The sequence below is a fragment of the Streptomyces sp. UG1 genome (genome assembly GCF_049974585.1).
Lineage (GTDB): Bacteria > Actinomycetota > Actinomycetes > Streptomycetales > Streptomycetaceae > Streptomyces.
In genome coordinates this window covers 96,179-122,223 of record NZ_JBNGGG010000033.1, presented here as the reverse complement: position 1 = coordinate 122,223, position 26,045 = coordinate 96,179, and the positions used below count along the sequence as shown (strand labels likewise).

General features: G+C 71.4%; 19 protein-coding genes. 12 read left to right on the top strand and 7 right to left on the bottom strand.

Annotation, left to right across the window (positions count from 1 at the left end; translation table 11 throughout):
- Positions 1 to 57 precede the first annotated feature (57 nt).
- Entirely contained in the window at positions 58 to 1,098 is a 1,041-nt protein-coding gene (locus ACP4J3_RS32895) for an iron ABC transporter substrate-binding protein (protein WP_426539837.1), read from the bottom strand.
- A gap of 385 nt (positions 1,099 to 1,483) precedes the next feature.
- Between ACP4J3_RS32895 and ACP4J3_RS32890 the strand changes: the two genes are divergently transcribed.
- The 3 genes from ACP4J3_RS32890 to ACP4J3_RS32880 all read left to right on the top strand — a co-directional run bounded on the left by ACP4J3_RS32890 (position 1,484) and on the right by ACP4J3_RS32880 (position 5,897).
- Positions 1,484 to 4,081 carry an AMP-binding protein gene (locus ACP4J3_RS32890; protein WP_426539835.1) on the top strand — a complete coding sequence of 866 codons (2,598 nt, stop codon included), beginning with the start codon at positions 1,484 to 1,486 and terminating at the stop codon, positions 4,079 to 4,081.
- A gap of 67 nt (positions 4,082 to 4,148) precedes the next feature.
- On the top strand, positions 4,149 to 4,619 hold the full coding sequence (locus ACP4J3_RS32885; RefSeq protein WP_426539863.1) for a cation:proton antiporter regulatory subunit: 471 nt from the start codon (positions 4,149 to 4,151) through the stop codon (positions 4,617 to 4,619).
- A 6-nt stretch (positions 4,620 to 4,625) separates the two neighbouring features.
- Positions 4,626 to 5,897 (top strand): cation:proton antiporter, encoded by a 1,272-nt coding sequence (locus tag ACP4J3_RS32880; protein ID WP_426539834.1) that lies wholly within the window; start codon positions 4,626 to 4,628, stop codon positions 5,895 to 5,897.
- A gap of 38 nt (positions 5,898 to 5,935) precedes the next feature.
- Here the strand turns inward: ACP4J3_RS32880 and ACP4J3_RS32875 are convergent, their stop codons facing one another.
- The 3 genes from ACP4J3_RS32875 to ACP4J3_RS32865 form a co-directional block, all read right to left on the bottom strand.
- Positions 5,936 to 6,376, bottom strand: a complete 441-nt coding sequence (locus ACP4J3_RS32875; protein ID WP_426539832.1) for a hypothetical protein — start codon at positions 6,374 to 6,376, stop codon at positions 5,936 to 5,938.
- A 138-nt stretch (positions 6,377 to 6,514) separates the two neighbouring features.
- Complete coding sequence (locus ACP4J3_RS32870; protein ID WP_426539831.1) at positions 6,515 to 8,593, bottom strand: sulfatase; 2,079 nt, start codon at positions 8,591 to 8,593, stop codon at positions 6,515 to 6,517.
- Positions 8,594 to 8,709: 116 nt separating this feature from the next.
- Positions 8,710 to 10,338 (bottom strand): acyl-CoA synthetase, encoded by a 1,629-nt coding sequence (locus ACP4J3_RS32865; protein WP_426539830.1) that lies wholly within the window; start codon positions 10,336 to 10,338, stop codon positions 8,710 to 8,712.
- Between the two features lie 165 nt (positions 10,339 to 10,503).
- Between ACP4J3_RS32865 and ACP4J3_RS32860 the strand changes: the two genes are divergently transcribed.
- From ACP4J3_RS32860 to ACP4J3_RS32825, 8 genes are all read left to right on the top strand, one after another.
- A complete protein-coding gene (locus ACP4J3_RS32860) occupies positions 10,504 to 11,304 on the top strand; it encodes a crotonase/enoyl-CoA hydratase family protein (protein WP_426539829.1) in 801 nt (266 codons plus the stop codon).
- Between the two features lie 13 nt (positions 11,305 to 11,317).
- Positions 11,318 to 12,256, top strand: a complete 939-nt coding sequence (locus ACP4J3_RS32855; protein ID WP_426539827.1) for a Zn-ribbon domain-containing OB-fold protein — start codon at positions 11,318 to 11,320, stop codon at positions 12,254 to 12,256.
- Positions 12,253 to 13,302: a thiolase domain-containing protein gene (locus ACP4J3_RS32850; protein ID WP_426539826.1), complete on the top strand. Its 1,050-nt coding sequence runs from the start codon at positions 12,253 to 12,255 to the stop codon at positions 13,300 to 13,302. The genes ACP4J3_RS32855 and ACP4J3_RS32850 overlap by 4 nt, the downstream gene beginning before the upstream one ends.
- Entirely contained in the window at positions 13,299 to 14,465 is a 1,167-nt protein-coding gene (locus ACP4J3_RS32845; RefSeq protein ID WP_426539824.1) for a thiolase domain-containing protein, read from the top strand. The genes ACP4J3_RS32850 and ACP4J3_RS32845 overlap by 4 nt, the downstream gene beginning before the upstream one ends.
- A gap of 94 nt (positions 14,466 to 14,559) precedes the next feature.
- Positions 14,560 to 14,802 (top strand): DUF397 domain-containing protein, encoded by a 243-nt coding sequence (locus ACP4J3_RS32840; RefSeq protein ID WP_194038532.1) that lies wholly within the window; start codon positions 14,560 to 14,562, stop codon positions 14,800 to 14,802.
- Positions 14,803 to 14,946: 144 nt separating this feature from the next.
- On the top strand, positions 14,947 to 15,852 hold the full coding sequence (locus ACP4J3_RS32835; protein WP_426539823.1) for a universal stress protein: 906 nt from the start codon (positions 14,947 to 14,949) through the stop codon (positions 15,850 to 15,852).
- Positions 15,853 to 16,206: 354 nt separating this feature from the next.
- Complete coding sequence (locus ACP4J3_RS32830) at positions 16,207 to 16,704, top strand: hypothetical protein (protein ID WP_426539822.1); 498 nt, start codon at positions 16,207 to 16,209, stop codon at positions 16,702 to 16,704.
- Between the two features lie 240 nt (positions 16,705 to 16,944).
- Entirely contained in the window at positions 16,945 to 19,179 is a 2,235-nt protein-coding gene (locus ACP4J3_RS32825; protein WP_426539821.1) for a glycoside hydrolase family 95 protein, read from the top strand.
- 4 nt (positions 19,180 to 19,183) lie between these two features.
- Here ACP4J3_RS32825 and ACP4J3_RS32820 read toward each other — a convergent pair whose 3' ends face one another.
- Positions 19,184 to 21,103 carry an N-acetylmuramoyl-L-alanine amidase gene (locus ACP4J3_RS32820; RefSeq protein ID WP_426539819.1) on the bottom strand — a complete coding sequence of 640 codons (1,920 nt, stop codon included), beginning with the start codon at positions 21,101 to 21,103 and terminating at the stop codon, positions 19,184 to 19,186.
- 242 nt (positions 21,104 to 21,345) lie between these two features.
- A complete protein-coding gene (locus tag ACP4J3_RS32815; protein ID WP_426539818.1) occupies positions 21,346 to 22,488 on the bottom strand; it encodes an aminoglycoside phosphotransferase family protein in 1,143 nt (380 codons plus the stop codon).
- Positions 22,489 to 22,722: 234 nt separating this feature from the next.
- Here ACP4J3_RS32815 and ACP4J3_RS32810 point away from each other — a divergent pair, with 234 nt between their 5' ends.
- Complete coding sequence (locus tag ACP4J3_RS32810; RefSeq protein WP_426539816.1) at positions 22,723 to 24,216, top strand: hypothetical protein; 1,494 nt, start codon at positions 22,723 to 22,725, stop codon at positions 24,214 to 24,216.
- Between the two features lie 44 nt (positions 24,217 to 24,260).
- On the opposite strand, the gene ACP4J3_RS32805 is transcribed toward ACP4J3_RS32810, so the two are convergent.
- Positions 24,261 to 25,661 carry a PP2C family protein-serine/threonine phosphatase gene (locus tag ACP4J3_RS32805; RefSeq protein WP_426539815.1) on the bottom strand — a complete coding sequence of 467 codons (1,401 nt, stop codon included), beginning with the start codon at positions 25,659 to 25,661 and terminating at the stop codon, positions 24,261 to 24,263.
- Positions 25,662 to 26,045 lie beyond the last annotated feature (384 nt).

Here is a 26,045-nt window from a genome sequence, read left to right as displayed (position 1 = left end):
TTCGGTGTCCGGGTCGGCCGGGTCCCGTACGGACTGAGGGGTTGTGCCCACGTCGGATCAGACCAGTCCGACGTCGCGGAGCATGGCCAGGGTCTCCTGGAGCGACTCCAGCTTGCTCAGGTCGATGTCCGGGGCCTGAAGCGAGTCCAGCGCGGGCAGGTCCCGCACCGGGCTGGTCACGCCGGCGGCCAGCGGGTACTCCTTGGTCTCCTCGGCGAAGTAGGTCTGCGCCTCCTTGGACAGCAGGTAGTCGACGGCCTTCTTGGCGGTCGCGCTCTGCCCGCCGTCCTTGAGGACGGCCGCTCCGGCGACGTTGATCAGCGCGCCGGGGTCGCCGCCGGGCAGGAAGTGCAGCTTGGCGCCCACCTTGTCCTCGCCCTTCTCGGCGACCCGCTCGTACCAGTAGTAGTGGTTGACCAGGCCGAGGGAGACCTCGCCGGACTCGACTGCGTCCAGCGTGGCGAGGTTGTTGCTGTAGGTCTTGCCGTTGGCCTTCAGGCCCTTGAGCCAGGTGCGGGTGGCGTCGTCGCCCTCCAGGACCCGCATGCCGGTGACGAAGGCCTGGAAGGAGGCGTTGGTGGGCGCGAAGCCGACCTTGCCCTTCCACTCCGGCTTCACCACGTCGTGGACGCTGTCGGGAGCCTTGTCGACCTTGTCCGGGTTGTACGCGATGACGCGGACGCGGCCCGACAGGCCCACCCAGTCGCCCTCGGCGCCCCGGTAGGCGGAGTCCACCTTGTCCAGGGTGGCCTGGGGCAGCTTCTCCAGCATGCCCTCCTTCGACAGGGCCCCGAGCGCGCCGGCGTCCTGGGAGAAGAAGAGCCCGGCCTTGGTGCGGTCGCCCTCCTCCAGGATCTGCGCCGCCAACTCGGCGCTCTCGCCGTAGCGGACGTCGACCTCGCTGCCGACGGCCTTCTCCAGCTTGTCCAGAATCGGCTTGACGAGCTTCTCGTTGCGGCCGGAGTAGATGACCAGCGCGGTGTCGTCACCGGCGCCCGAGCCGCCGCCCTTGTCGTCCGAGCCGCAAGCGGCGAGGGCGGGGACGAGCAGGCCGATCGCGGTGAACGCGGTGATCAGGCGGGCCGTGGGGCGTCGCATGTGCTGCCTTCCTGCGTGGCTCGCCACCTGCCGCGCTCGTCGCGTCAATCAGAAGGGCGAGCGGCTGATTGGTGCCGCTGGGGGAACCTTGTGAACGAGCTATGAATAAGGTAAAGCTAACCTCACCGTCAAGTGATCTGTGCTACCAGCGGACGACGCCATGGAAGCGGAAAGGGCGCGCCCCGTGACCATCCCCTCCGACTCACGCCAGGACATTCCACCGCTTCCGTCTCCTTTCGCACCCCTCCGGCCCGCACGTCCGGCCTCCGGACGACGTGTCAGGGAGCGGTTCGCCGGTCTGTTCGCCCCTCCGTCCAGCGGGCCGTCCGTCCTCGGCGGTGCCACCCCCGCCAGGAGAGCGCAACCGTGCGCGGCACCCCGGACCGTGCCGTTCGCCCGGAACCTCGCCGCGTTCGGCGACCGCACCGCGCTGATCACCGAGGACGGTGAGCTCACCTACCGGCAACTGGCCGCACGCGTGGCCGAGACGGCCGACCGCCTCGGACCCGGCCGGCGCCTGGTGCTGCTGGCCGGGGCCAACCGGGTCGACGCCCTCGTGGTCTACCTCGCCGCCCTGTCGGCCGGGCATCCGCTCCTGCTGGTCCCCGGCGACAACGACAGCACCGTCGAATCGCTGACCGCCGCCTACGCCCCCGACGTGGTCGCCGTACCGCAACAGGCCGAGAACGGCACCACGACCTGGGCCCTGGACGAGCGGCACCCCGCCTCCGCCCACACCCTCCACCCCGACCTCGCCCTGCTGCTGAGCACCTCCGGCTCCACGGGCTCACCCAAACTGGTCCGGCTCTCCCACGACAACCTCCAGTCCAACGCCGAGTCCATCGCGACGTACATGGACATCAGGGACAGCGACCGGGCCGCCACCACCCTGCCCATGCACTACTGCTACGGCCTGTCGGTCATCAACAGCCATCTGCTGCGCGGTGCCGGACTGATCGTCACCGGACGGTCCGTGGCCGACGCCGGCTTCTGGGAGCTGTTCCGCGCCGCTCGAGGCACGGTGCTGGCCGGGGTGCCGTACACCTTCGACCTGCTCGACCGGGTCGGCTTCGAGCGGATGCGGCTGCCCGAGCTGCGCCGCGTCACCCAGGCCGGCGGCCGGCTCGCGCCGGAACGCGTCGTGCGGTACGCCGAGTTGGGGCGCCGCGCGGGCTGGGAGCTGTTCGTGATGTACGGGCAGACGGAGGCGACGGCCCGGATGGCCTATCTGCCGCCCCGGCTCGCGGCCGAACGCTCGCAGGCCGTCGGCGTGCCCATACCCGGCGGTTCCTTCCGGATCCGGCCGCTGGACGAACCGGACGGAGCCGGCGAGCCCGACACCGGCGAACTCGTCTACGCGGGGCCCAACGTCATGCTCGGCTACGCCGAGACCCCGGCGGACCTGGCTCTCGGCCGGACCGTCGAGGAACTGCGCACGGGAGACATCGCCCGGCGCGCACCCGACGGTCTCTACGAGATCGTGGGGCGGCGCAGCCGGTTCGCGAAGATCCTCGGGCTGCGCGTCGACCCGCAGCGCGTCGAAGGGCTGCTGGAGCGGCACGGCGTCCGCGCGTACTGCGCCGGGGACGACGACGCGCTGGCCGTCGCGGTGGCGAGCGAGGAGAGCGCGGAGACGGATGCCTCGCGGGTGCGGCGCCTGGTCGCGGACGAGTGCGGACTGCCGGTGCGCGCGATACGCGTCCGCGTGGTGCCGGACCTTCCCCGGCTGGCCACGGGCAAGCCCGACTACGAGGCCGTACGACGCCTGACCCGCCCCGCGGCGGAACCGTCCCGGGACAGCGCACGGAACCGGTCCGGTGAGGCCACGACCGAGGAACTGTGCCGCCTCTATGCCGAGATCCTCGACCGCGGGGACGTCACCGAGGACAGCAGCTTCGTCGGCCTGGGCGGAGACTCCCTGTCCTACGTCGAGATGTCGCTGCGCCTCGAAGAGGCACTGGGCACCCTGCCCGCCGACTGGCACACCACCCCGATCCGCGAGCTGCGGCCCCCCGGCCCGCCGCCGACCCCCCGCCCGGCCCGCCGAAGACGCACGCTGGAGACCGGCATCGCCCTGCGGGCCGTCGGCATCGTCCTCGTGGTCAGCGCACACATACCCGTCTTCTTCGTCCAGGGCGGTGCGCATGTCCTGCTCGGCGTCGCCGGATTCAACTTCGCCCGCTTCCACCTCACCGACGCCGCGCGCGGCCGCCGGGTGCGCGCCCTGGGACGCAGCATCCTGCGCATCGCCGTGCCGAGCGTGGTGTGTCTGGCCTTCGCGCTGGCCCTGACCCGCGAGTACGACCTCGCCAACCTGCTGCTGGTCAACAGCCTCTTCCCACAGGACAATTCGCACCCCGAGTGGCGGTACTGGTTCGTGGAGGCGCTGGTCCACTTCCTGATCGCGCTGACCGCGCTCCTCGCCCTCCCGCTGCTGGACCGGGCCGAGCGGCGCAGCCCGTTCGGTTTCGCGCTGGGCGTGTTGGCGCTGGGCGTGGTCGGCCGGTACGACCCGCTGGGGCTGGCCCACGTCCGGTTCCATCTGAGCCCCACCGTGGTGTTCTTCCTGTTCGCCCTGGGCTGGGCGGCGGCGCGGGCGCGCACGGTGCCGCAGCGGCTGCTGCTGACAGCGGTACTGCCGGCCACCGTGCCGGGGCTGTTCCCCCAGGCTGCGGGCCAGTCGCTGCGGACGTCCATCGTCGTGGCGGGGCTGGCCCTGCTGATCTGGGTGCCGGTGCTGCCCAGCCTGGACCCGGTCAACCGGCTGGCGGGGCTGCTGGCGGGCAGCTCGCTGTACATCTACCTGACGCATTTCCACGTCTACCCGTACATCCGGGATGACTCGCCCATGCTCGCGCTGCTGGTCTCGCTGGTCGTCGGCGTGATGTACGGCGCCTTGATGACCCGTCTGATGCGGTGCGTACCCAGGTGGCTCGACAGGAGGCGAGCGGCCGCGTTCGTGCGGGCCCCCGGCCCTCGTTAGGGTTCGGTCGGAGAACCGAACACCACACCTGACCGAGACAGGGGGGACAACCGTGGGCGCGCCACGCCTGAGCAGTACGCCGTTGCCCGGCATCGGAGTCCGCTACGACCTCACCACGCGCGAGCAACGCCGTATGTCCGTGGTCGCCCACCGGGACGGCTCGCGGACGCTGAGCGCGTACCGCACGGACGATCCGGACGCGTGCGCGCTGTCCGTCAAGCTCAGCCCCGCCGAGGCGGCCACGCTGGTCGACGCGCTGATGCCGGCCCACCACAGTCCGAACCTGCTGTCCACCACCGAGTTGGGCCTGGTCGCCGAGCGCGTCGAACTGTCCGCCGCCTCGCACTGGAACGGACGGCTGCTCGGCGAGACCCGGATGCGCACCGAGACCGGCGTGTCCATCGTGGCCGTACTGCGCCGCGCCGACGCCATCCCCTCGCCGGCACCGGACTTCCGGCTGGCCGGCGGCGACACCCTGATCGTGATCGGCACCCGTGAGGGCGTGGAGGCGGCCGCCGAGATACTCGGGCGGGAGTGAGCCGCGATGCACAACTCCGCGGTCTTCCTCATCGAGTTCGGTGCGATCATCCTCGGTCTCGGCCTGCTGGGCCGGTTCGCCGGGCACCTCCAGATCTCGCCGATACCCCTGTACCTGCTGGCCGGGCTCGCCTTCGGCGAGGGCGGACTGCTTCCGCTGGGCACCAGCGAGGACTTCGTCGCCATCGGCGCCGAGATCGGCGTCATCCTGCTGTTGCTCATGCTCGGCCTCGAGTACACGGCCAGCGACCTCGTCACCAACCTCAAGACCCAGTACCCGGCCGGACTCGTCGACGCCGCGCTCAACGCGCTGCCCGGCGCCGCCATGGCCCTGCTGCTCGGCTGGGGTCCGGTCGCCGCCGTCGTCCTGGCCGGCGTCACCTGGATATCGTCCTCCGGCGTCATCGCCAAGGTCCTCGGCGACCTCGGCCGGCTCGGCAATCGCGAGACCCCGGTCATCCTGAGCATCCTCGTCCTCGAGGACCTCTCCATGGCCGTCTACCTGCCGATCATCACCGCCCTGCTGGCCGGCGCCGGTCTCGCGGCGGGGAGCGTCACCCTCGCCGTCGCGCTCGGCGTGGCCGGGCTAGTCCTCCTGCTCGCGGTCCGCTACGGCCGCCACATCTCGCGGTTCGTCTCCAGCGACGACCCCGAGAAGCTGCTCCTGGTCGTGCTCGGCCTGACCCTGGTCGTGGCCGGGCTCGCCCAGCAGCTCCAGGTCTCGGCCGCGGTCGGCGCGTTCCTGGTCGGCATCGCGCTCTCCGGCGAGGTCGCGGAGGGGGCGCACCATCTGCTGGCTCCGCTGCGGGACTTGTTCGCCGCGGTGTTCTTCGTCTTCTTCGGGCTGCACACCGACCCCGCGAGCATCCCACCGGTGCTGCTGCCCGCGCTCGCGCTGGCCCTGGTCACCGCGCTCACGAAGGTCGCCACGGGGTACTGGGCCGCCAAGCGTGCCGGAATCTCCGTCAAGGGCCGCTGGCGGGCGGGCGGAACCCTGGTGGCCCGCGGCGAGTTCTCCATCGTCATCGCCGGACTCGCGGTGTCCGCCGGCATCGAGCCGTCCCTGGGGCCGCTGGCCACCGCGTATGTGCTGATCATGGTGATCGTGGGCCCGCTCACCGCCCGCTACACCGAACCCGTGGCCATGCGTCTGATGAGGCGGCGCGCGTACGCCTCCGCGTCGCCGGGCGTGGCAACCGTCGAGGGCGAGGCCCGGACCGAGGCGGCGGACGCGTCGTACGACACGGTCGACGGGCAGGACGTGCTGGGCCGGTCCTGACCTCGCGGAGGGTCCGTCACGGCCGGGAGTGGGCGTGCTCAGCGGTGGAGTCGACGCCGGTACACGATGACGCCGGCGGTCAGCGCCGCCGCGCCGAGCGCCAGGCCGGCTCCCAGCGCCACCTCGAAGTCGGCCGGGCCCGAGGTGCCGCCCAGTCCGCCCCTCACTCCCTGGGTGGGCAGCGGCGAGCGGGTGGGCAGAGGCGACAGGGTGGGAAGCGGCGACAGCGTGGGGTGCGGCGTGGCGTGCGCGCCGCGGTGTGGCAGCCTCTCGCAGGCGATGTCGTCGTCCCTGCCCTGGTCCTGGTCCAGCCGGTGCGGGTCGCTGGGATCACGGTCGAGCTCGGCCTGCGCGTCCTCCTGGAAGGCGAAGTCGCGGCAGTTCAGATCGCCCCGGGCGTGCGCCACGTGGGCCGCCGGGCCGACGGTGACGAGTACGGTGATCGCGGTCGCGCACAGCACACGTATGGGTCTCTTCACGGACGTGCCCTTTCGGTCCTGAGGTCTTGGACGACCGTCATTGCGACCGTAGGAACACCCCCTGTGCACCGTCGCATTCTGCTGCGCCGTTCGAGTCACCGCACGTCGGCGATGCCCGAACGGCGCAACGCCGGTTGCTCAGCCCCCTTGCGGCCCGTACGCCGTCAGGAAGCGGTCCCTGAAGCGGTCCATGCCCCAGGTCGGCGCGTTCTCGGCGGGCTTGAGGCCATCCGTCCAGTTCCACTCGGCGATGCGGTCGAGGACCTTCGGGTCGCGGGCGACGATCGTGACGGGGACGTCCTTGCTCGTGCTGCCGGCGGTGACGGTCGGCACCGGCTGGTGGTCGCCGAGGAAGACGAGGACCGTGTCGTCGGTGCCGTAGCGCTCGACCCACTCGGTGAGGCTGTCCAGGGAGTACTCGATGGCGCGGCGGTACTCGGTGCGGACGCGCTCGGGGTCCTGCCAGACCTCCTTGGGGTCCGTGCCCTCCTTCTTGATCCGGTGGAAGATCGAGCCGTCGCCGAGGTCGTCCCAGTCGACCATGCGGGCGATGGGGGACCAGGGGTTGTGGCTGGAGGCCAGGATGATCTCCGCCATGATCGGGTCGCGGTTCTTCTTGCCGTGCTCCAGCCGCTGGAACGCCTCCAGGCTGAACTGGTCGGGCACCGGCGTCCAACTGAAGTACGGGCCCTGGTAGCCCAGGTGCTCGGAGTCGTAGATGTGGTCCAGCGCGAAGAACTTGCCCTCCGGCCAGGCCCGCCGCACACCCGGCACGATGCCGACCGTGCGCCACGCCCCCGTCTTGCGGAAGTAGCTGTTCAGCGTCGCGCGATCGCTGGTCGTCAGGCTCCGGTACCGCTGCTGGTTCTTGATCCACAGGCCGGAGAGGAACGTGGAGTGGGCGAGCCAGCTTCCCGCCCCCGTCACCGGCGCCTCCAGCCAGGCGCTGCGGGACTGGAATCCGGCCGCCTCGAGGGAGTTCGTGCCCTGCTTGAGCGCCGCGTCGATCTGCGGTGCCATCGCCGGGTCGTCGATCGCGACCCGGCCGTAGCTCTCGATGAACGTGAACAGCACGTCCTTGCCGCGCAGCCCCGTCAGCAACTGATCCGGCGGCGTCTTCGCGAAGGCGTCGACGGACGCCTGCTTCTCGAAGATCCGTCCGTCCTTGAGGCCCGCCTGCACCTGCTCGATACGGTTGTTGACGAACTCGGCGTTGCCCTTGGTGGCGAGCGGGACGCCGGCGATCTGGATGCTCAGGGTCATGCAGGTGATCCACGCGGTGCCGAGGATCAGCGTCGTGCGGGTGGCGAGGGCACGATGGCGGACCATCAGGTTCGTCACGCGCACCATCGCCAGCGTCATGAGGACGAGCACCGCGACGAGTACGACGATCGCCCCGACCACTGCGAGCACCTGTCCGGTACGGCCGAAGGACTCCCGGACGAACTCGGCCGCGTCGTCCAGCAGTATCCAGTCCAGGACCAGGTCGAAGGGGCGGGCCAGCACCGAGTAGAAGCCCATGTCGACGAACTTCAGGACGGTGAACAGACCGAGGAACGCTCCCGAGGCGACCGCCAGCAGCCGCCGTGACCGGGGTGGCACCGCCAGCAGCAGACCCGCCAGCAGGATGCCCTCGGCCGGGAGGCGGAAGAACGCGTCGGGGCCGAGCCGTTCGAGACGGTTGGGCACGAGGAGCGCGAACAGCAGGAGCGCGGCGGCCAGCACGCTCGTGCCGACGGCGACGCCGTGTGCCGTACGGGGGTAGCGGCGCCGCCAGCCGAACCAGCCGGGCCGGGGCGCGGAGCCGGCCGGCTGCTCTGCGGGGCGGGCCGCCTCAGGGGCGTCGACAGTCTCCGAGGCCTCCGACGCCTCGGCGGGGTCGACCGGCGAGCTTGTGTCGACGGGCGAGGCCGTGTCGTCGGGAGAGGCTTTGCCATGCGGTGAGCTTGTGTCGTGCGGTGAGCTTGTGCCTACCGGCGCCGTGTCGTCGGGGGATGCCTTGCCATGCGGCGAGGCCGTGTCGCCCGGCCAAGCCTTCTCGGCGGACGAGGCCTTCTCGGCAGACGAGACCGCGTCGTCCCCGTCCCTGCCACCCACCTCCGCGCTCTCGGTCTCGATCTCGCTCCCGGCCGCGACCGCGTCAGCCGTATCGACCGCCTCTGGCGTCCCCGCCTCTCCCGACTCCCGTGTTGCTGCCTCTGTTGCCTCCTGCGACACCCGGAGGACCTCCCGTGCGGTCTTGCGATGGCATGGCGAACAGCGCCCGTTGACCGGGCCTGCCACCACGAGTACGTCCGCACGTCACCTTAGGTTCAATCCGACCTGCCCGGAATTCACCCGTCCGCCGCCACCGCGACCTCCCGCGCCCACCGGTAGTCCGCCTTGCCGCTGGGCGAGCGCCGGATCGCGTCCGTGATCACGAGCTGGCGGGGGATCTTGTAGCCCGCGAGATGGGTGCGGCAGTGGGACTGGACGTCCTCCAGCGACGGCCGTACCGCGCCCTCCCGCAACTGCACCACCGCCGCCACATGATGCCCCCACTTGGCGTCCGGCACCCCGGCCACCAGCGCGTCGTACACATCGGGGTGGGACTTGAGCGCCTGCTCGACCTCCTCCGGGTACACCTTCTCGCCCCCGGTGTTGATGCACTGCGAGCCGCGCCCCAGCACGGTGACGACGCCTTCCTCGTCGACGGTGGCCATGTCGCCGAGCAGCACCCACCGCTCGCCGTCCTTCTCGAAGAAGGTCTCGGCGGTCTTGCGCGGGTCGTTGTAGTAGCCGAGCGGCACATGGCCGCACTGGGCGATCCGGCCCACCTCACCCACGGCGACCGGCTCGTGGGTGGCCGGATCGACCACCTGGGTACGGGCGTTGACGCGGATGCGGAAGCCGCGCTCGGGGCCGGAGTCCTCCGTCGCCGTACCGTTGAAGCCGGACTCGGAGGAGCCGAAGTTGTTCAGCAGCATCACGTTGGGGACCAGCTCCTGGAACTGCCGGCGCACCGTGTCCGACATGATCGCCCCGGACGACGACACACTGAACATCGAAGAGCAGTCCGTGCCCTTCAGGGGCCCGCTCAGCGCGTCGACCAGCGGCCGCAGCATCGCGTCGCCGACCAGCGACACGCTGGTGACCTTCTCCTTCTCGATCGTGCGCAGGACCTCCTCCGGCGCGAACTTGCGGTGGATCACGATGCGTTGGCCGAAGTTGAAGCCGATGAAGGCGGTCAGCGTGGACGTCCCGTGCATGAGCGGGGCGGTGGGGAAGAAGGTGATCCCGTCGCCGCCGGCCGCCACGCGTGAGGCGAGCTCCTCCGGCTTCTGCACCGGCTCACCGGTCGGCGCGCCACCTCCCAGCCCCGAGAAGAACAGATCCTCCTGGCGCCACATCACGCCCTTGGGCATCCCGGTGGTGCCGCCGGTGTAGATGATGAACTGGTCGTCCGCCGACCGCGCCGGGAACCCCCGCGCCGGCGACCCGGCCGCCTCGGCGTCCGCGAAGGCCACGGCCGGCACGACCGGTGCCCCGGCCGCACCCGGCGCCGCCTCGCCCACCCGCACCAGGTGCCGCAGCCCGTCCACCCGGGGCAGCGCCGCCGCCACCCGGTCGGTGAACTCCGCCTCGAAGACCAGGGCCACCAGATCGGCGTCCCGGTAGAGGTACACCAACTCCTCTTCCACATAGCGGTAGTTGACGTTGACCGGAACGATCCGCGCCTTCAGGCAGCCCAGCACCGTCTGGAGATACTCGATGCCGTTGTAGAGGTGGAGCCCGAGATGCTCGCCGGGACGTATCCCGCTGTCGATCAGATGGTGCCCGATCCGGTTGGCGGCCGCGTCCAGCTCGGCGTACGTCAGACGGCGTTCCGCACCCGTGCCCGGATGGTCGATGTACACGAGCGCCTCGCGGTCCGGCACCGCGTCGACGACCGACTCGAACAGGTCGGCAAGGTTGTACTCCACCGCTCCTCCTGCCCTCGCTCTCCACCGGTGCCGGTCATCAGAGCAAAGGGCGGCACAACTGTGAAGGGTCCGCGCACAAGAAATCTGACTACCTGTCAGAAAACCCTTGAAGTGCCCCGGCGCCTCCTGCAACCTGTTCTCGTTCTTTCAGAGGGGAGATGGGTGATGGGCGGGACGGAACACCTCACCGTGCAGCGCGAAGGCGCCACACTGGTACTCACGCTGAACAGGCCGGAGGCCAGGAACGCGCTCTCGTTGGCCATGCTCGTCGGCCTCTACGACGGGTGGCTCGAGGCCGACGCCGACGACACGGTCCGCTCGATCGTGTTCACAGGCGCGGGCGGCTCGTTCTGTGCGGGCATGGACCTCAAGGCCCTGGCCGGGAAGGGCATGGCGGGGGAGCAGTACCGCGACCGGCTCAAGGCCGATCCCGACCTGCACTGGAAGGCGATGCTGCGCCACCACCGCCCCCGCAAGCCGGTGATCGCCGCCGTCGAGGGGTACTGCGTCGCGGGTGGCACCGAGATGCTGCAGGGCACCGACATCCGCGTCGCGGGCGAGTCGGCGACCTTCGGCCTGTTCGAGGTCAAGCGCGGCCTGTTCCCGATCGGCGGCTCCACGGTCCGGCTGCAACGCCAGATCCCGCGCACCCACGCGCTGGAGATGCTGCTCACGGGGCGCCCCTACAGCGCCCGCGAGGCCGCCGACATCGGCCTGATCGGGCATGTCGTCCCCGACGGCACCGCGCTGACCAGGGCGCTGGAGATCGCCGAGCAGATCAACGCCTGCGGGCCACTGGCCGTCGAGGCCGTCAAGGCGTCGGTCTACGACACCGCCGAGATGACCGAGACCGACGGCCTGGCCACCGAACTCAAGCGAGGCTGGCCGATCTTCGACACCGCCGACGCCAAGGAAGGCGCCCGAGCCTTCGCGGAGAAGCGGCCGCCCGTCTACAAGCGTTCCTGAGGAGTGAGCCACCGTGCCGGAAGTCCTCAAAGCCCCCTTGGTCGTCGAGTTCCCCTTCACCCGCTCCCTCGGCCCCGTCCAGAGCGCCTTCCTCACCGGCCTGCGCGAACGCGTCGTGCTCGGGGTGCGCACCGGCGGCCGCACGCTCGTCCCGCCCGTCGAGTACGACCCCGTCACCGCCGAGGAGATCCGCGATCTGGTCGAGGTCGCCCCCACCGGCACGGTCACCACCTGGGCCTGGAACCTCGCCCCCCGCCGCGACCAGCCCCTCGACACCCCCTTCGCCTGGGCCCTGGTCCGCCTCGACGGCGCCGACACCGCCCTCCTGCACGCCCTCGACGCCCCCGGCCCCGACGCCGTGCACACCGGCATGCGCGTCCGCGTCCGCTGGGCCGAGGAGCGCACCGGCGCCATCACCGACATCGCCTGCTTCGAGCCGTACGACGGCGATCCGGTCCACCCCACTGGCAGCACCGTCGAGTTCGAGGACCCGGTCACCGGCATCGTCGCCCCCGCCCGCCTCGACTACACCTACTCACCGGGCCGCGCCCAGACCGCCTACATCAACGCCCTGGCCGAACACCGCAACGTCGGCGAACGCTGCCCGTCCTGCCGCAAGGTGTACGTCCCGCCGAGGGGTGCGTGCCCCACATGTGGGGTGGCCACATTGGAACAGGTCGAAGTGGGTCCCCACGGCACAGTCACCACGTTCTGCATCGTCAACATCAAGGCGAAGAACCTCGACATCGAAGTGCCGTACGTCTACGCCCACATCGCCCTCGACGGCGCAGGGCTCGCCCTGCACGGCCGCATCGGCGGCATCCCCTACGACCACGTGCGCATGGGCCTGCGCGTCGAACCCGTATGGACGGAAGACGCCCGCTACCCCGACCACTACCGGCCCACGGGCGAGCCCGACGCGGACTACGACACCTACCGGGAGCTGCTGTGAACCGCGAGATCGCCGTCGTCGCCTTCGCCCAGACCGACCACCGGCGCACCAGCGAGGAGCTCTCCGAGGTGGAGATGCTCATGCCCGTCCTGCACGAGGTGCTGGCGCGGACCGGCCTGAGGACCGCCGACATCGGCTTCACCTGCTCCGGCTCCAGCGACTACCTCGCCGGCCGCGCCTTCTCCTTCACCCTCGCCCTCGACGGCGTCGGCGCCTGGCCGCCGATCTCCGAGTCGCACGTCGAGATGGACGGCGCGTGGGCGCTGTACGAGGCGTGGACCAAGCTGCTGACCGGCGACGCCGACACCGCGCTCGTCTACTCCTACGGCAAGTCCTCACCCGGCCCCCTGCGCGACGTCCTCACCCGCCAGCTCGACCCCTACTACGTCGCCCCCCTCTGGCCCGACTCCGTATCCCTGGCCGCCCTCCAGGCCCAGGCCCTCATCGACGCCGGCGACACCGACGAACCCGCCCTCGCCGCGGTCGCGGCCCGCAGCCGCACCGACGCCACCGCCAACTCCCACGCCCAGCTGCGGGGTTCGGTGCCGCACGGGGACTACGTCGTACGACCGCTGCGTACCGGCGACTGCCCGCCCATCGGCGACGGAGCCGCCGCCGTGGTCCTCGCGGCGGGGGAACGGGCCCGTGAGCTGTGCGAGCGGCCCGCCTGGATCCGGGGTGTCGACCACCGCATCGAGGCGCACAGCCTGGGCGTGCGCGACCTGACCGACTCGCCCTCGACCCGCCTCGCCGCCGAGAAGGCGGGCGCCTTCGAACGGCCCGTCGACACCGCCGAGTTGCACGCGCCCTTCACCTCCCAGGAGATCGTCCTGCGCAAGGCGCTCAAACTCGGCGACGGCGTGCGCGTCAACCCGTCCGGCGGGGCCCTCGCCGCCAACCCCGTCATGGCCGCCGGGCTCATCCGCATCGGAGAGGCCGCCGCCCGCATCCAGCGGGGGGAGTCCGACCGGGCGCTCGCGCACGCCACGTCCGGCCCCTGTCTGCAACAGAACCTGGTCGCCGTACTCGAAGGGGATCCGCGATGAGCAAGGAGCCCGTGGCCGTCGTAGGGATCGGTCAGACCAAGCACGTCGCGGCGCGCCGGGACGTGTCGATCGCCGGGCTCGTCCGGGAGGCCGCCCGCAGGGCGCTCGACGACGCCGAGCTGACCTGGGCGGACGTCGACGCCGTCGTCATCGGCAAGGCGCCCGACTTCTTCGAGGGCGTGATGATGCCGGAGCTGTACCTGGCCGACGCGCTCGGCGCGGTGGGCAAGCCCATGCTCCGGGTGCACACCGCAGGCTCGGTCGGCGGATCCACCGCCCTCGTCGCCGCCAACCTGGTCGCGGCCCGCGTCCACGGCACCGTGCTGACGCTCGCCTTCGAGAAGCAGTCCGAGTCCAACGCCATGTGGGGACTGTCCCTGCCGATCCCCTTCCAGCAGCCCCTGCTGGCCGGGGCCGGCGGCTTCTTCGCCCCGCATGTGCGGGCGTACATGCGGCGCAGCGGCGCGCCCGACACGGTCGGCTCGCTGGTGGCGTACAAGGACCGGCGCAACGCGCTCAAGAACCCCTACGCACATCTCCACGAGCACGACATCACCTTGGAGAAGGTCCAGGCCTCGCCCATGCTGTGGGACCCGATCCGCTACTCGGAGACCTGCCCCTCCTCCGACGGCGCCTGCGCGATGGTCCTCACCGACCGCGCCGGAGCAGCCCGCGCGCCCCGGCCGCCCGCCTGGATGCTCGGCGGCGCCATGCGCAGCGAGCCCACCCTGTTCGCGGGCAAGGACGCGGTGTCACCGCAGGCCGGCAAGGACTGCGCGGCCGATGTGTACCGGCAGGCCGGCATCGCCGACCCGCGCCGGGACATCGACGCCGTCGAGATGTACGTGCCGTTCTCCTGGTACGAGCCCATGTGGCTGGAGAACCTCGGCTTCGCCGCCGAGGGCGAGGGCTGGAAGCTCACCGAGTCCGGGGTGACCGAACTGGACGGCGATCTGCCCGTCAACATGTCGGGCGGGGTCCTGTCCACCAACCCCATCGGGGCGTCCGGCATGATCCGCTTCGCGGAGGCCGCCCTTCAGGTGCGCGGACAGGCCGGGGAACACCAGGTGGAGGGGGCCCGCAAGGCGCTCGGACACGCCTACGGCGGCGGATCGCAGTTCTTCTCGATGTGGCTCGTGGGGTCCGAACCCCCGGATGCGTGAAAGTCTCCGGAAAGGTCCCCCTCACGTGGCCTGTTGGCGGTTGAGGTCGATCGCTAGGCTGACCGCGGACGACGCAATCGGGAGGAGCACGGACGTGGCCGAGACCACCATCCAGCAGCAGCCGCTCGCAGGCTGGGACAAGCCCGAGCTGGACCTCAGCAACGCCGAGTGGCACTCCAGCAGCCGTGGCCTGGGGGATGTCCAGATCGCCTTTGTCGAGGGATTCATCGCGATGCGCAACAGCGGCCGCCCGGAGAGCCCTTCTCTCATCTTCACGCCCGCCGAGTGGGGCGCCTTCGTGTCGGGAGCACGGGAGGGGGAGTTCGACCTCACGTGATCACGCGCGCGGTCTGACGGGCCGATCCGGGGGTGTTCCGCCCCTTTTTCCGGACACGCGATCTCGAGAGCCCTGCCGGGGCCGACGCCTGAGCCAGGCTGGGCCCGGTAGCGGAGACGGTCGTCATCCGGAGGTGAGGAACCCATGAGCACCCTGCCGGTCATCGCTGCGGTCGACGGTTCGGACGACAGCCTCGTCGCCCTGGACTGGGCCTTCGACGCCGCCGTGCTGCGCGGGGCGCCGCTGCGGGTGGTCCATGTGCAGCAGTACGCCGCCTGGGCGGGGCCCGAGATCGTGCCCGCCGGGCCGCCGGACATCGAGGACGATCCGGTGATCGGCGACGTACGCCGGTATCTGGACGGGCGCGTCGAGCGGCCGGTGACGGAGTACCTCGCCCTGGCGGGGGCGCCCGGTGCGGTGCTGCCCGAACAGGGCTCCAGCGCCCAGCTCCTGGTGCTGGGCAGCCGGGGCCGGGGCGGCTTCGTCGGCCTGCTGCTCGGCTCCAACGGCATGACCGCCGCACGCGACGCCGAATGCCCGGTCGTGGTGGTGCCCAAGCCCGGACGCCAGGTGCACGGCGACATGCCGGTCGAACCGGGCCCCCGCGTCGTCGTCGGCCTCCAGGTCGACAGCCCCGACGAGGCCACGCTGTCCTTCGCCTTCGCCGAGGCCGCCCGGCGCGGCGCCCGGCTCCAGGCCGTCGCCGCCTACGCGTGGCCGCTGCACCTGTGGGCGGCGACCACCGCCCAGGTCGCGCCGCCGTTGGCCGACCAGGACACCATCGAGGCCGAGACCCGCACCCTCGCGGAAGGTCTCCTCGCCCCGTACCGCGAACGTCACCCCGACGTCCACGCCGAGCCCTATGTGGCCCCGGGCCACGCGGCCGGCCACCTCGTCGCCGCATCCAAGGGCGCGACCCTGGTCGTCGTGGGCCGCCACCGGCGCCGTCTGCTGGCCCCCGCCCGCATGATGGGCTCGGTCACCCAGGCGGTCCTGCTGCACGCCGCGAGCCCGGTGGCGGTGGTGCCGCCCGCGCCGCCGGAGGAGTGAGCGGACGAGCCCCATGCCGGTCGGCGCCGAACCAGGCCCGGGCCAGGGGCGGCGGCGTGCCGTCGGCGGGGGCGCCCAACTCCCGTAGGTCCCAGGGGAGGTCGCTCTACACGTGCAGCAGGCTGTACGCGATCGCCCTCGGCCTCGCCGTCCCGGGCGGCGGCTCCCGGGAACAGCTTCAGCACGGCTCGTCGCCGAGGGCGTGGACGACTGTGATCCCTCCGGGAAACGGGTCAGTGGGAGGCCGGCCGGACCCAGGCGGGCGCACGGGTCCGCCCGGGCGTCACCCCCGGAGCAGTGCTCCAACCCCTGCCCTCACGTCACGGAACATGCCCGGCCACGTACCATGGCGACATGTCGTTCCTCCGCCGCCGCAGCGCCACGCCCGCCGGGCCCGACTTCGACGTACTGGCCATGGACCCGGGCGACTGGCCCGGCAATCTGGGTGCCGGGCTGCTGCCCGCTCCCGACGGCAGTTGCCAGGGCGTCTTCCTGCGTTACGACCTGTTCGGCGGCCGCGGTCCGGCGATGATCATCGGCAATCTGCCCGAGGGTTCCCCGGCCCGCGAGGTGGCAGAGGGCGAGATCCCGTTCGAGGTCGCGCAGCTTCTGCTGGCGCTGGACAACGACGAGGAGATCACCGTCGTCGGCAGCGAGGACGTGCCCGTGATGCAGGGCGACAACCTCCTGATCGTGCGCCGGCTGAAGCTCTCCGAGAGCCGGATCTCCTGCGTCCAGTTCGACCGCAGCGACAACGTCCTGGTCACCATCGCCGCCTGGGACCGCCCCATCACCGACGACCTGTACGCCCTCCTGAAGCCGCTGCCGGCGGAGCTCTTCCAGCAGGGCTGAGGCACCACCTCGCTGTCGTCTCCCGCGCGATAGACCCCGGACCCCTGTTCGTCTTGTCATGACCCTTGCCGCAGAGTCATCGGATCTCTAGCGTCAGGGGTCATGTCGTATGAGCCTCGTGGGGTCAGCCGAAGGACTACCTTGATAGCAGGGATCGGAGGGGCCGGAGGGCTCGCTCTGGGAGCCGGGGGCGCGCAGGCCGCCGCCGGTGATTCCTCCGATGTGTCGAGACAGTCATCAGTGCTCTGGTACGCCACCCCGGCCGCCGACTGGGAACGCGAAGCCCTGCCCATCGGCAACGGCGCCCTCGGCGCCATGGTGTTCGGCACCCTCGCCTCCGAACGGCTCCAGTTCAACGAGAAGACCCTCTGGACCGGCGGTCCGGGCTCCGGCCAGGGCTACGACCACGGCAACTGGCGCACACCCCGCCCCGGCGCGATCACCGCCGTACAGGACGACCTCGACACGCGGACCGCCCTCGACCCCGAAGCGGTGGCCGACCGGCTCGGCCAGCCGAGAGTCGGCTACGGTGCCCACCAGACCTTCGGCGACCTCCACCTCGACCTGCCCGGCGCGCCGACGACGCCACCGGCGGACTACCGCCGTCAGCTCGACCTCGACAACGCCGTCGCCACGGTCGTCCACACCCACCAAGGCACGCGCCACCAGAGGGACTTCTTCGCCTCCCACCCCGACGGCGTGATCGTCGGACGGCTGGCGGCCGACCGGCCCGGCAACGTCACCTTCACCCTGCGCTACACCTCGCCGCGCGCCGACCACACCGTCACCGCCGCCGACGGCACCCTGACCGTGCGCGGCACGCTCGCCGACAACGGACTGCGCTTCGAGGCACAGGTCCGGGTGCGCGCCCAGGGCGGCACCGTGACCTCCGGTGCCGACGGCACCATCACCGTGACCGACGCCGACAGCGCCTGGTTCGTCCTGGCAGCCGGCACGGACTACGCCGACACCTACCCCGACTACCGCGGCCCGGACCCGCACGCCGCCGTCACCCGCGCCGTGCGCGAAGCGGGCGACCACTACCAGCCCCTGCTCCTGCGGCACATCCGCGACCACCGAGCCCTCTTCGGCCGCGTCGGCCTCGACATCGGCCAGTCGCTCCCCGCGGACGTCCCCACGGACCAACTCCTGGCCCGCTACACCGGCGGGACCAGCGCCGCCGACCGCGTACTGGAAGCCCTCTACTTCCAGTACGGCCGCTACCTGCTCATCGCCTCCTCACGCCCCGGATCCCTGCCCGCCAACCTCCAGGGCGTCTGGAACAACAGCACCACACCCCCCTGGTCGGCGGACTACCACACCAACATCAACCTCCAGATGAACTACTGGCCCGCCGAGGCCGCCAACCTCGCCGAGACGACGGCGCCCTACGACAGCTTCGTCGAGGCCCTGCGCGCGCCCGGACGCCGTACCGCGCAGGAGATGTTCGGCTCGCGCGGCTGGGTGGTGCACAACGAGACCAATCCCTACGGCTTCACCGGAGTGCACGACTGGGCGACCGCGTTCTGGTTCCCCGAGGCGGCGGCCTGGCTCACCCAGCAGATGTACGAGCACTACCGATTCGGCGGCTCCACCGACTACCTGCGCACCACCGCGTACCCGGTGATGAAGGAGGCCGCCGAGTTCTGGCTCGACAACCTGCGCACCGACCCGCGCGACGGCACCCTCGTCGTCACCCCCAGCTACTCGCCCGAGCACGGCGACTTCACGGCCGGCGCGGCCATGTCGCAGCAGATCGTGCACGACCTGTTGACCAACACCCTCGAAGCGGCCCGGATCCTGGGCGACGCGCCCGACTTCCGCCGCCGCGTCGAGGAGGCGCTGACCAGGCTCGACCCGGGTCTGCGCATCGGTTCCTGGGGTCAACTCCAGGAGTGGAAGCAGGACTTGGACGACCCCACCGACACCCATCGCCATGTCTCGCACCTGTTCGCCCTCCACCCCGGGCGGCAGATCGAACCCGGCAGCGAGTGGGCCGAGGCCGCCGAGGTCTCCCTGACCGCGCGCGGCGACGGCGGCACCGGCTGGTCCAAGGCCTGGAAGATCAACTTCTGGGCCCGGCTGCGCGACGGCGACCACGCCCACCGGATGCTCGGCGAACAGCTCAAGTCCTCCACCCTGCCCAACCTCTGGGACACCCACCCGCCGTTCCAGATCGACGGCAACTTCGGCGCCACCTCCGGCGTCGTGGAGATGCTCCTGCAGAGCCAGTTCGACGTCATCGAGGTACTGCCCGCCCTGCCCGCCGCCTGGCCGGCCGGCTCGGTGCGCGGCCTGCGCGCCCGCGGCGGCGCCGTCCTCGACATCGAGTGGGCGGACGGACGGGCCACCCGCATCGCCCTCAAGGCGACCCGCGCCCGTGAACTCACCGTACGCAGCGACCTGTTCAAGGGCGGGCAGTTGACCTTCAAGGCGGTCGCCGGGCGCCGTTACACCTGGGAGGCGGCGGACTGAGACCCTACGAGCCGGAGGGCACCACCCGCACGTCCGCCGCCCGCACGTACCCCACCCGGTGACCGAACTGGATCTCGTAGTACAGGTCCTCGCCGGCCACGACCCGGTGCGAGGCCTCGTCGAAGGTCACCGCGTAGTAGTACTCGCCCGGCACCTTGCCGCCCACCACATACCGCTGGCCGGCCGGCAAGGTGTACGGCAGCGCCGACACCGTCTGCGCCGGGACGCCTGCCGGGTAGGCGGAGGCCTCGGGATAGGCGCGCCCGTACACCGGGACACTCGTCAGGCCGGCCTTCGGCGTCACCACCTGCCCGGCCGCGTGCACCGCGGTCGGGTTCTTCTTCGGGTTCTTGAACCAGGCCTTCTGGCCCAGGTACCAGATCGCCGTCCAGTCCCCGTCCCGGCCGGCGACCGCGTACTGCTGCCCGGTCGACACCCGCGACGACAGGTCGTTGACACCCTTGGACGGGGTGGAGCCCAGGCCGATGTCCTTGATCAGGGGATACGACTCACCGGGTCCCGAGTACAGCCGCACCGCGCTCGAACCGTGGTCCGCGCAGGGCCGGCCGGCGGTGACACAGCCCGTGTACCCGGGCCGGTTGGCCGCGTAGTCGGGGCGGATCGTCACCAGACCGCCGTTCGGGCCGGCGGTGGGCACGAGGGGGCGGCCGAGCAGCTCGAAGTAGTGCCGCCAGTCCCAGTACGGGCCCGGGTCGGTGTGCATCCCGCTGATCGCCGACGCGGTCGGACCGGGCACGGTGTCATGGCCGAGGATGTGCTGCCGGTCCAGCGGAATGCCGTACTTCTTGGCGAGATACGTCACCAGACGCGCCGACGACCGGTACATGGCCTCCGTGTACCAGGCGTCCGGCCGCGCCAGGAAGCCCTCGTGCTCCAGGCCGATCGACTTGGCGTTGATGTACCAGTTGCCCGCGTGCCAGGCCACGTCCTTGGCCTTCACATGCTGGGCGATGTGACCATCGGTGGAGCGCAGGGTGTATTGCCACGACACATAGGTGGGGTCCTGGACCATGGTGAGGACGCCGTCCCAGGCGCCCTCCGTGTCATGGATGACGATGTACTCGATGCGCTGCGAGGCCGGACGACTGCCCAGGTCGTGATTGCCGTAGTCGCCCTCCCCGAACTCCTCGTACGGCGCCGGGACCCACTCGCAGGACACCGTCGGCGGGCACTCGGTCCCCGCGGTGTCCAGCGTGCGCAGCCCCGCCCGCCGCAACTGCCCGGTGTCGGGGGAGAGGTCCGGCTGGGCGGCCAGGGTCACGAGCCGGCCGGAGTCAGTCACGCGCTCCTGCCCGGTGCGCAGCACGGCGTAGACGTCGTTCGCGTACGCCGCGGCCGTCGCCGTGTCGTCGGCGCCGGAGAACCGGGCCACCGCGCCGTACCAGTCCGCCGGGTCGGAGCTGAGCGGCCGGCCGAGCTCCTTCTGCGCGGCGGCGAGCAGCGCGGCGCCGCCGGCCACGTTGGCGGCCGGGTCCGTACGCAACTGCCTGCGGCTCAGCCCGGTCAGTTCGGCCGCCTTCGGCAGCGTCCTGAGGCGGGCCGGGATCTCGGAGGGCTTCGGCGGCTTCGCCTTCGGGGCCAGGGCCGGGCGGGCGCTGTCGCCGCGCGGGTCCTCGGAGCCGTCACCGTGGTGCGAGGTGCCCTCGGCGAGCGCGGTGCGGGCGTCGGTGAGGTGCATCGGGCCGTAACCGCCGGACACGCTGGGCGCCCCGCCGTGCGCGTCCCAGCGGGACTGCAGATAGGAGACGCCGAGCAGGACGCTCTGCGGCACGTGGTACTCGGCGGCGGCGGAGGCGAAGGCCGACTGAAGACCGGGCTCCGGGTTCCGGGTGTCGGCCGGAGCCGCGCCGAGCAGGGGGAACAGCAGTGCCGCGGCGGCCAGGGCGGTGACGGATCCTCGCAAAGCAGCCTCCTGGGACGGTCGGGCGCGATGAGCCGTGCGGGGCCGGGCGTGGGTCTGTGGTACCGGCTGTCCGACGATCCGTCAATCATGCCAAGAGGCGGGTGAATTCCCTTGTCACCGGGATGTCCGGGAGTTTCGTGGTGACGGCCCGCCGGCCTGCGGGGTGTCAGAGGCGTACCCCGATGGCCGCACACACGAAGGCCCGCGGTACGCCAAGGGCGTACCGCGGGCCACCGTCCCCGTCAGCGAGTGCCGACCGCCGCGCGCACGGCCCGCCGGGCCAACTGACAGTCGTCGTGCAGCCGCCTCAGCAGCAGCCGCTGTTCCTCGCCGGACGGCGCAGCACCCGGGTGGGCCACTCCCGGTGCCGCCGGGGTCGCGTCGTGCATCGAACGCTGCACGGCCGTCTCGTACGTACGGATCTCACGGGTCAGCACCAGCATCAGGTTCACCAGGAACGCGTCCCGTGACGCCGGACCCGCCGTCTGGGCGATCTGGCTGATCTGCCGCCGGGCCACCGGCGCGTCCCCGAGCACCGACCACAGCGTCGCCAGGTCGTAGCCCGGCAGGTACCAGCCTGCGTGCTCCCAGTCCACCAGCACTGGACCGGCCGGTGAGAGCAGGATGTTCGACAGCAACGCGTCGCCGTGGCAGAACTGGCCCATGCCCTGCCGGCCCGCGCTGGCCGCGATGCCGTGCAGCAGCTTCTGCAGATCGCCCATGTCCCGGTCGGTGAGCAGCCCCAGCTCGTGGTACCGGGCGATGCGGGGCGCGTATTCCAGCGGCGCGTCGAAGGTGCCCGCCGGCGGCCGCCAGGTGTTGAGGCGGCAGATCGCGCCGAGTGCCGCCCTGATGTCCGCCCGCGGCGGCACCTCGGCCGGGTGCCGCTGAAGGGCCGCCACCCGGCCCGGCATCCGCTCGATGACGAGGATGCCGTTGTCCGGATCCGCCGCGATCAGTCTCGGCACCCGCACCGGGGGACGGTGCCGGACGAACGAGCGGTATGCCGCTATTTCGTGCCGGATCCGCTCGGCCCAGGCCGGCGAGTGGTCCAGTAAACACTTGGCGACGGCCGTGCTGCGCCCGGTCGTGCCGACCAGGAGCACGGATCGCCCGCTGCGGCGCAGCACCTGGACCGGCGCGAACTCCGGGCAGATCCGGTGCACCGACGCGATCGCCGAACGCAACTGGGCGCCCTGAGGGCCGGACAAGTCGAGTCTCCCGCTGAGCGGTTGAGTGCCGAGCCCCGCGGCGCGCGGCGGCCGGCCCGCACCGAGTACGGGGGTGGCGGCCGGCCGCGCGGGGGCGAGGTAGGGGCCGCCGCCCGCCGGACGGGCACGCAGCGACCGGGGCGGGGCGGACACGGAGGACGATGCTGCGTACATGGGAGAGACAGATCCCTTCGTGTGCCTGCGACGTCAAAGCGCTGCCCGATCCGGTCCCCCGGGTGCACCCTGGGGAATGTCCCTCGGCGAACCGGGTCGGGGTGGCGCGTTCCTACCTGACACCCGATGCGCGGTGGCACACCATCTGGCGCACCCTGGCGAACCCTGGCGAATAGTCCCGAGGCAACTCTGGCGGGGCTACTGTCAACTCAGCCGAGAACCTGGGGGCTTGAAGTGAGCGGAGAACCCAACACCCGCCTGGCGGACCTGTTCGGCCTGGCCGGCTGGTCCAAGGGCGAGCTCGCGAGGCTGGTCAACCGGCAGGCGGCGGCCATGGGCCACCCCCAGCTGGCGACCGACACCTCGCGGGTGCGGCGGTGGATCGACATGGGAGAGATCCCGCGCGATCCGGTGCCGCGGGTGCTGGTGGCCCTGTTCACCGAGCGTCTCGGCCGTGTCGTGACCATCGAGGACCTCGGTCTGGTCCGGCACGGGCGTGCGGGGAAACGGCAGGACGGCGGGAGTGTGGAGCATCCCGACGGTGTGCCGTGGGCGCCCGAGCGGACGGCTGCGGTCCTCACCGAATTCACGGGAATGGACCTCATGCTCAACCGACGCGGCTTGGTGGGCGCGGGTGCCGCGCTCGCCGCGGGATCCGCACTCACCAGCGCCATGCACGACTGGCTGCACACCGACCCGGCCCTCAAGGCCGACGCCCCCCAGTTCGACGACCCCCTGCACGCCGACCCGGCCGGGTTCGACCGCTACGAGGCCGCTCCCATCGGGTCGCAGGAGATCGAGGAACTGGAGCGCTCGGTAGAGGTGTTCCGGGCCTGGGACGCGGCCCGCGGCGGCGGGCTGCAGCGCAAGGCGGTCGTGGGCCAGCTCAACGAGGTGGGCGGCATGCTCGCCTACCATCACCCCGAACATCTCCAGCGGCGCCTGTGGGGCGTCGCCGCCAACCTCGCCGTCCTCGCGGGCTGGATGTCGCACGACGTCGGCCTGGAGCCCACGGCCCAGAAGTACTTCGTCATCGCCGCCCACGCGGCCCGGGAGGGCGGCGACCGGCCCCGCGCCGGGGAGGCGCTCTCCCGAGCGGCTCGCCAGATGGTGCACCTCGGCCGGCCCGACGACGCACTCGACCTCATGAAACTCGCCCAGTCCGGCTCCGGCGACGAGGTGCTGCCGCGCACCCGGGCCATGTTCCACACCATCGAGGCCTGGGCACAGGCCTCCCAGGGCAAGAGCCAGGCCATGCGCCGCACCCTCGGACAGGCGGAGGACCTGTTCGTCTCCGACAAGGGCGACGTGCCGCCGCCGAGCTGGATGCAACTGTTCAACGAGGCGGACCTGTACGGCATGCAAGCCCTGTCCTACCGCACACTGGCGGAGTTCGAGCCGGGCGCGGCCGTGCACGCCCAGCACTACGCGGAGCGGGCCCTGGCGCTGCGCGTCGACGCGCAGGAACGGTCGAAGATCTTCGACTTCCTGTCCATGGCCTCCGCCTGCTTCATCGCCGACGACCCCGAACAGGCGGACAGTTTCGCCCGGCTGGCCCTGGTGTCGATGGGGCAGAACTCGTCCGGCCGCACCTGGGACCGGCTGCGCCAGATGCACCGGCTCACCGCCGAGTACTCCAGCTACCCGAAGATCCATGAACTGCGGGAGGAGATCCGGTTGGCGCTGCCCAAGGCGAAGCGGCCCGGCGGCGACAGCGCACCGGCATAGGGGGCATTTCCCCTAGGCCATCACCATTTCCCCTGGGCCATCACCTAGGACATCACCCTGGCCACGAGCACGCAGGCGTCGCCGTCCGCGCGCTCACTCTCACCGAACTCGTCCACGACCAGCCGCACACAGTCCTGTGCCGTGCCTGCCTCGCCGAGGCGGGGGCCCAGGCCCAGGAGGGGGCTCTCGGAGTCCGCTCCGCCGTGCCCCGGCACCAGTCCGTCGGTGTGCAGCACCAGCAGGTCGCCCACTTCGAGGGTCTCCTCGGCCTGGGCGTACTCGGCACTCGAGGTGGCACCGAGCAGGACGCCCTCCGGCGCGTTCAGCCTGCGCCCCGTCCCGTCGCGGAACAGCAGCGGGGCGGGGTGTCCGGCCTGCGCCCAGGCCAGGGTGCGGGTGTCGGGGCGGTAGCGGCAGCACACGGCGCTGCCGAGGGCGGGCTGGACGGTGGCGTCGAGCAACTGGTTCAGCCAGGACATCAGTTGCCCCGGCTGGGTGCCGGCCATCGCCATGCCGCGTACGGCGCCCAGCAGGGTCGCCATGCCGGATGCCGCGGCGACTCCGTGGCCGGTGAGGTCGCCCACGCTCAACAGCGTCTCGCCATCGGCCAGTTCGAGCGCGTCGTACCAGTCGCCGCCGATCAGTGCGCTCGTCGACGACCGCAGGCGGTGGGCCGCCAGGTCCAGCGTCCTCGGGCCTTGGTGCGGGAGTCGCAGGGAGCCGCGCCACGGCGGCAGCACGGCCTCCTGCAACTCGACCGCGAGCCGGTGCTCGGTCTGTGCCAGGTGCCGGTGGCGCTGGAGCGAGTCACGGGTCTCACTCACGGCGCGTTGGCTTCGGCGCAGTTCGCTGACGTCCCGCAGCACGGCCCACATCGAGGCGGTGCTTCCGTCGGCGTCGAGCACGGGTTCGCCCATCATGTGCACGGTCCGGGCCTCGCCGTCCGGCCGTACGATCCGGAACTCCCCGTCGATGGGCTTGGCGTCGACCAGGCAGCCGGTGACCATCGCCGTCAGCTTCGGCCGGTCCTCTTCGAGCACCACGGACGGCAGTTCGTCGAGGCTGAGCGGCGCCGTCGCGGGGTCGCGTCCCAGGATCTGGTAGAGCTCGCCGGACCAACCGGCCTTGTCCGTCAGCAGGTTCCACTCCGCGGTGCCGACCCGGCTGAGCAGTGATCCGCTCGGGGGCGCGGGCGCCGACGTGGTGGCGGGCGGCCCCTCGCGCAGTTGCCCGAGGTGCTCGTCGAGGTCGTTGAGCTGGTGCAGCGCGAGGTCGCACAGCGCCCGCTGCCACCGCTCCCGCGGATCCGAACCGTCGCTCGCGGTGTCCCGCCGCACGGCGTCGACATCGCCCCTGAGCCGTCGCGTCTGCGATATGAGCGCATCGACCGAGCCGCGCCCGGGCGGCTGGGCGGCGGGGTGGTCCGCAGAGACATGGGGCGGCATGACGCACTCCGAGGCGGGGACGGTACGACCAAGGCTGACGGAAGGACCGTTACGACTGTTGCACAGCCCGCGACGCCCTGTAAGGGATTTGGCAACACCCGCCGCGATGGTGCGTATGGCATATGCCAGAGTCCTCTTCGGTCAGTCGCGTCGCGCGAATGGTGTACGTGACCGAGGGGATCAAGTCGTAGACGGCATACGGGATTTGATGGCACTTCGAGGCGATCGAACGGCCCTCATGTGCATGTTCGACGGCCGCGTGTTCTAAGGGTGGCGCGGCGGTGGCCCTCGATCGTTCGGTTGCATCGATCGGGGGTGATGCAGCTCACAAAATTGACGTGCACGTCGGTGTAATGCGAAGGGCACCTGCGGAGTCGTAAAAGC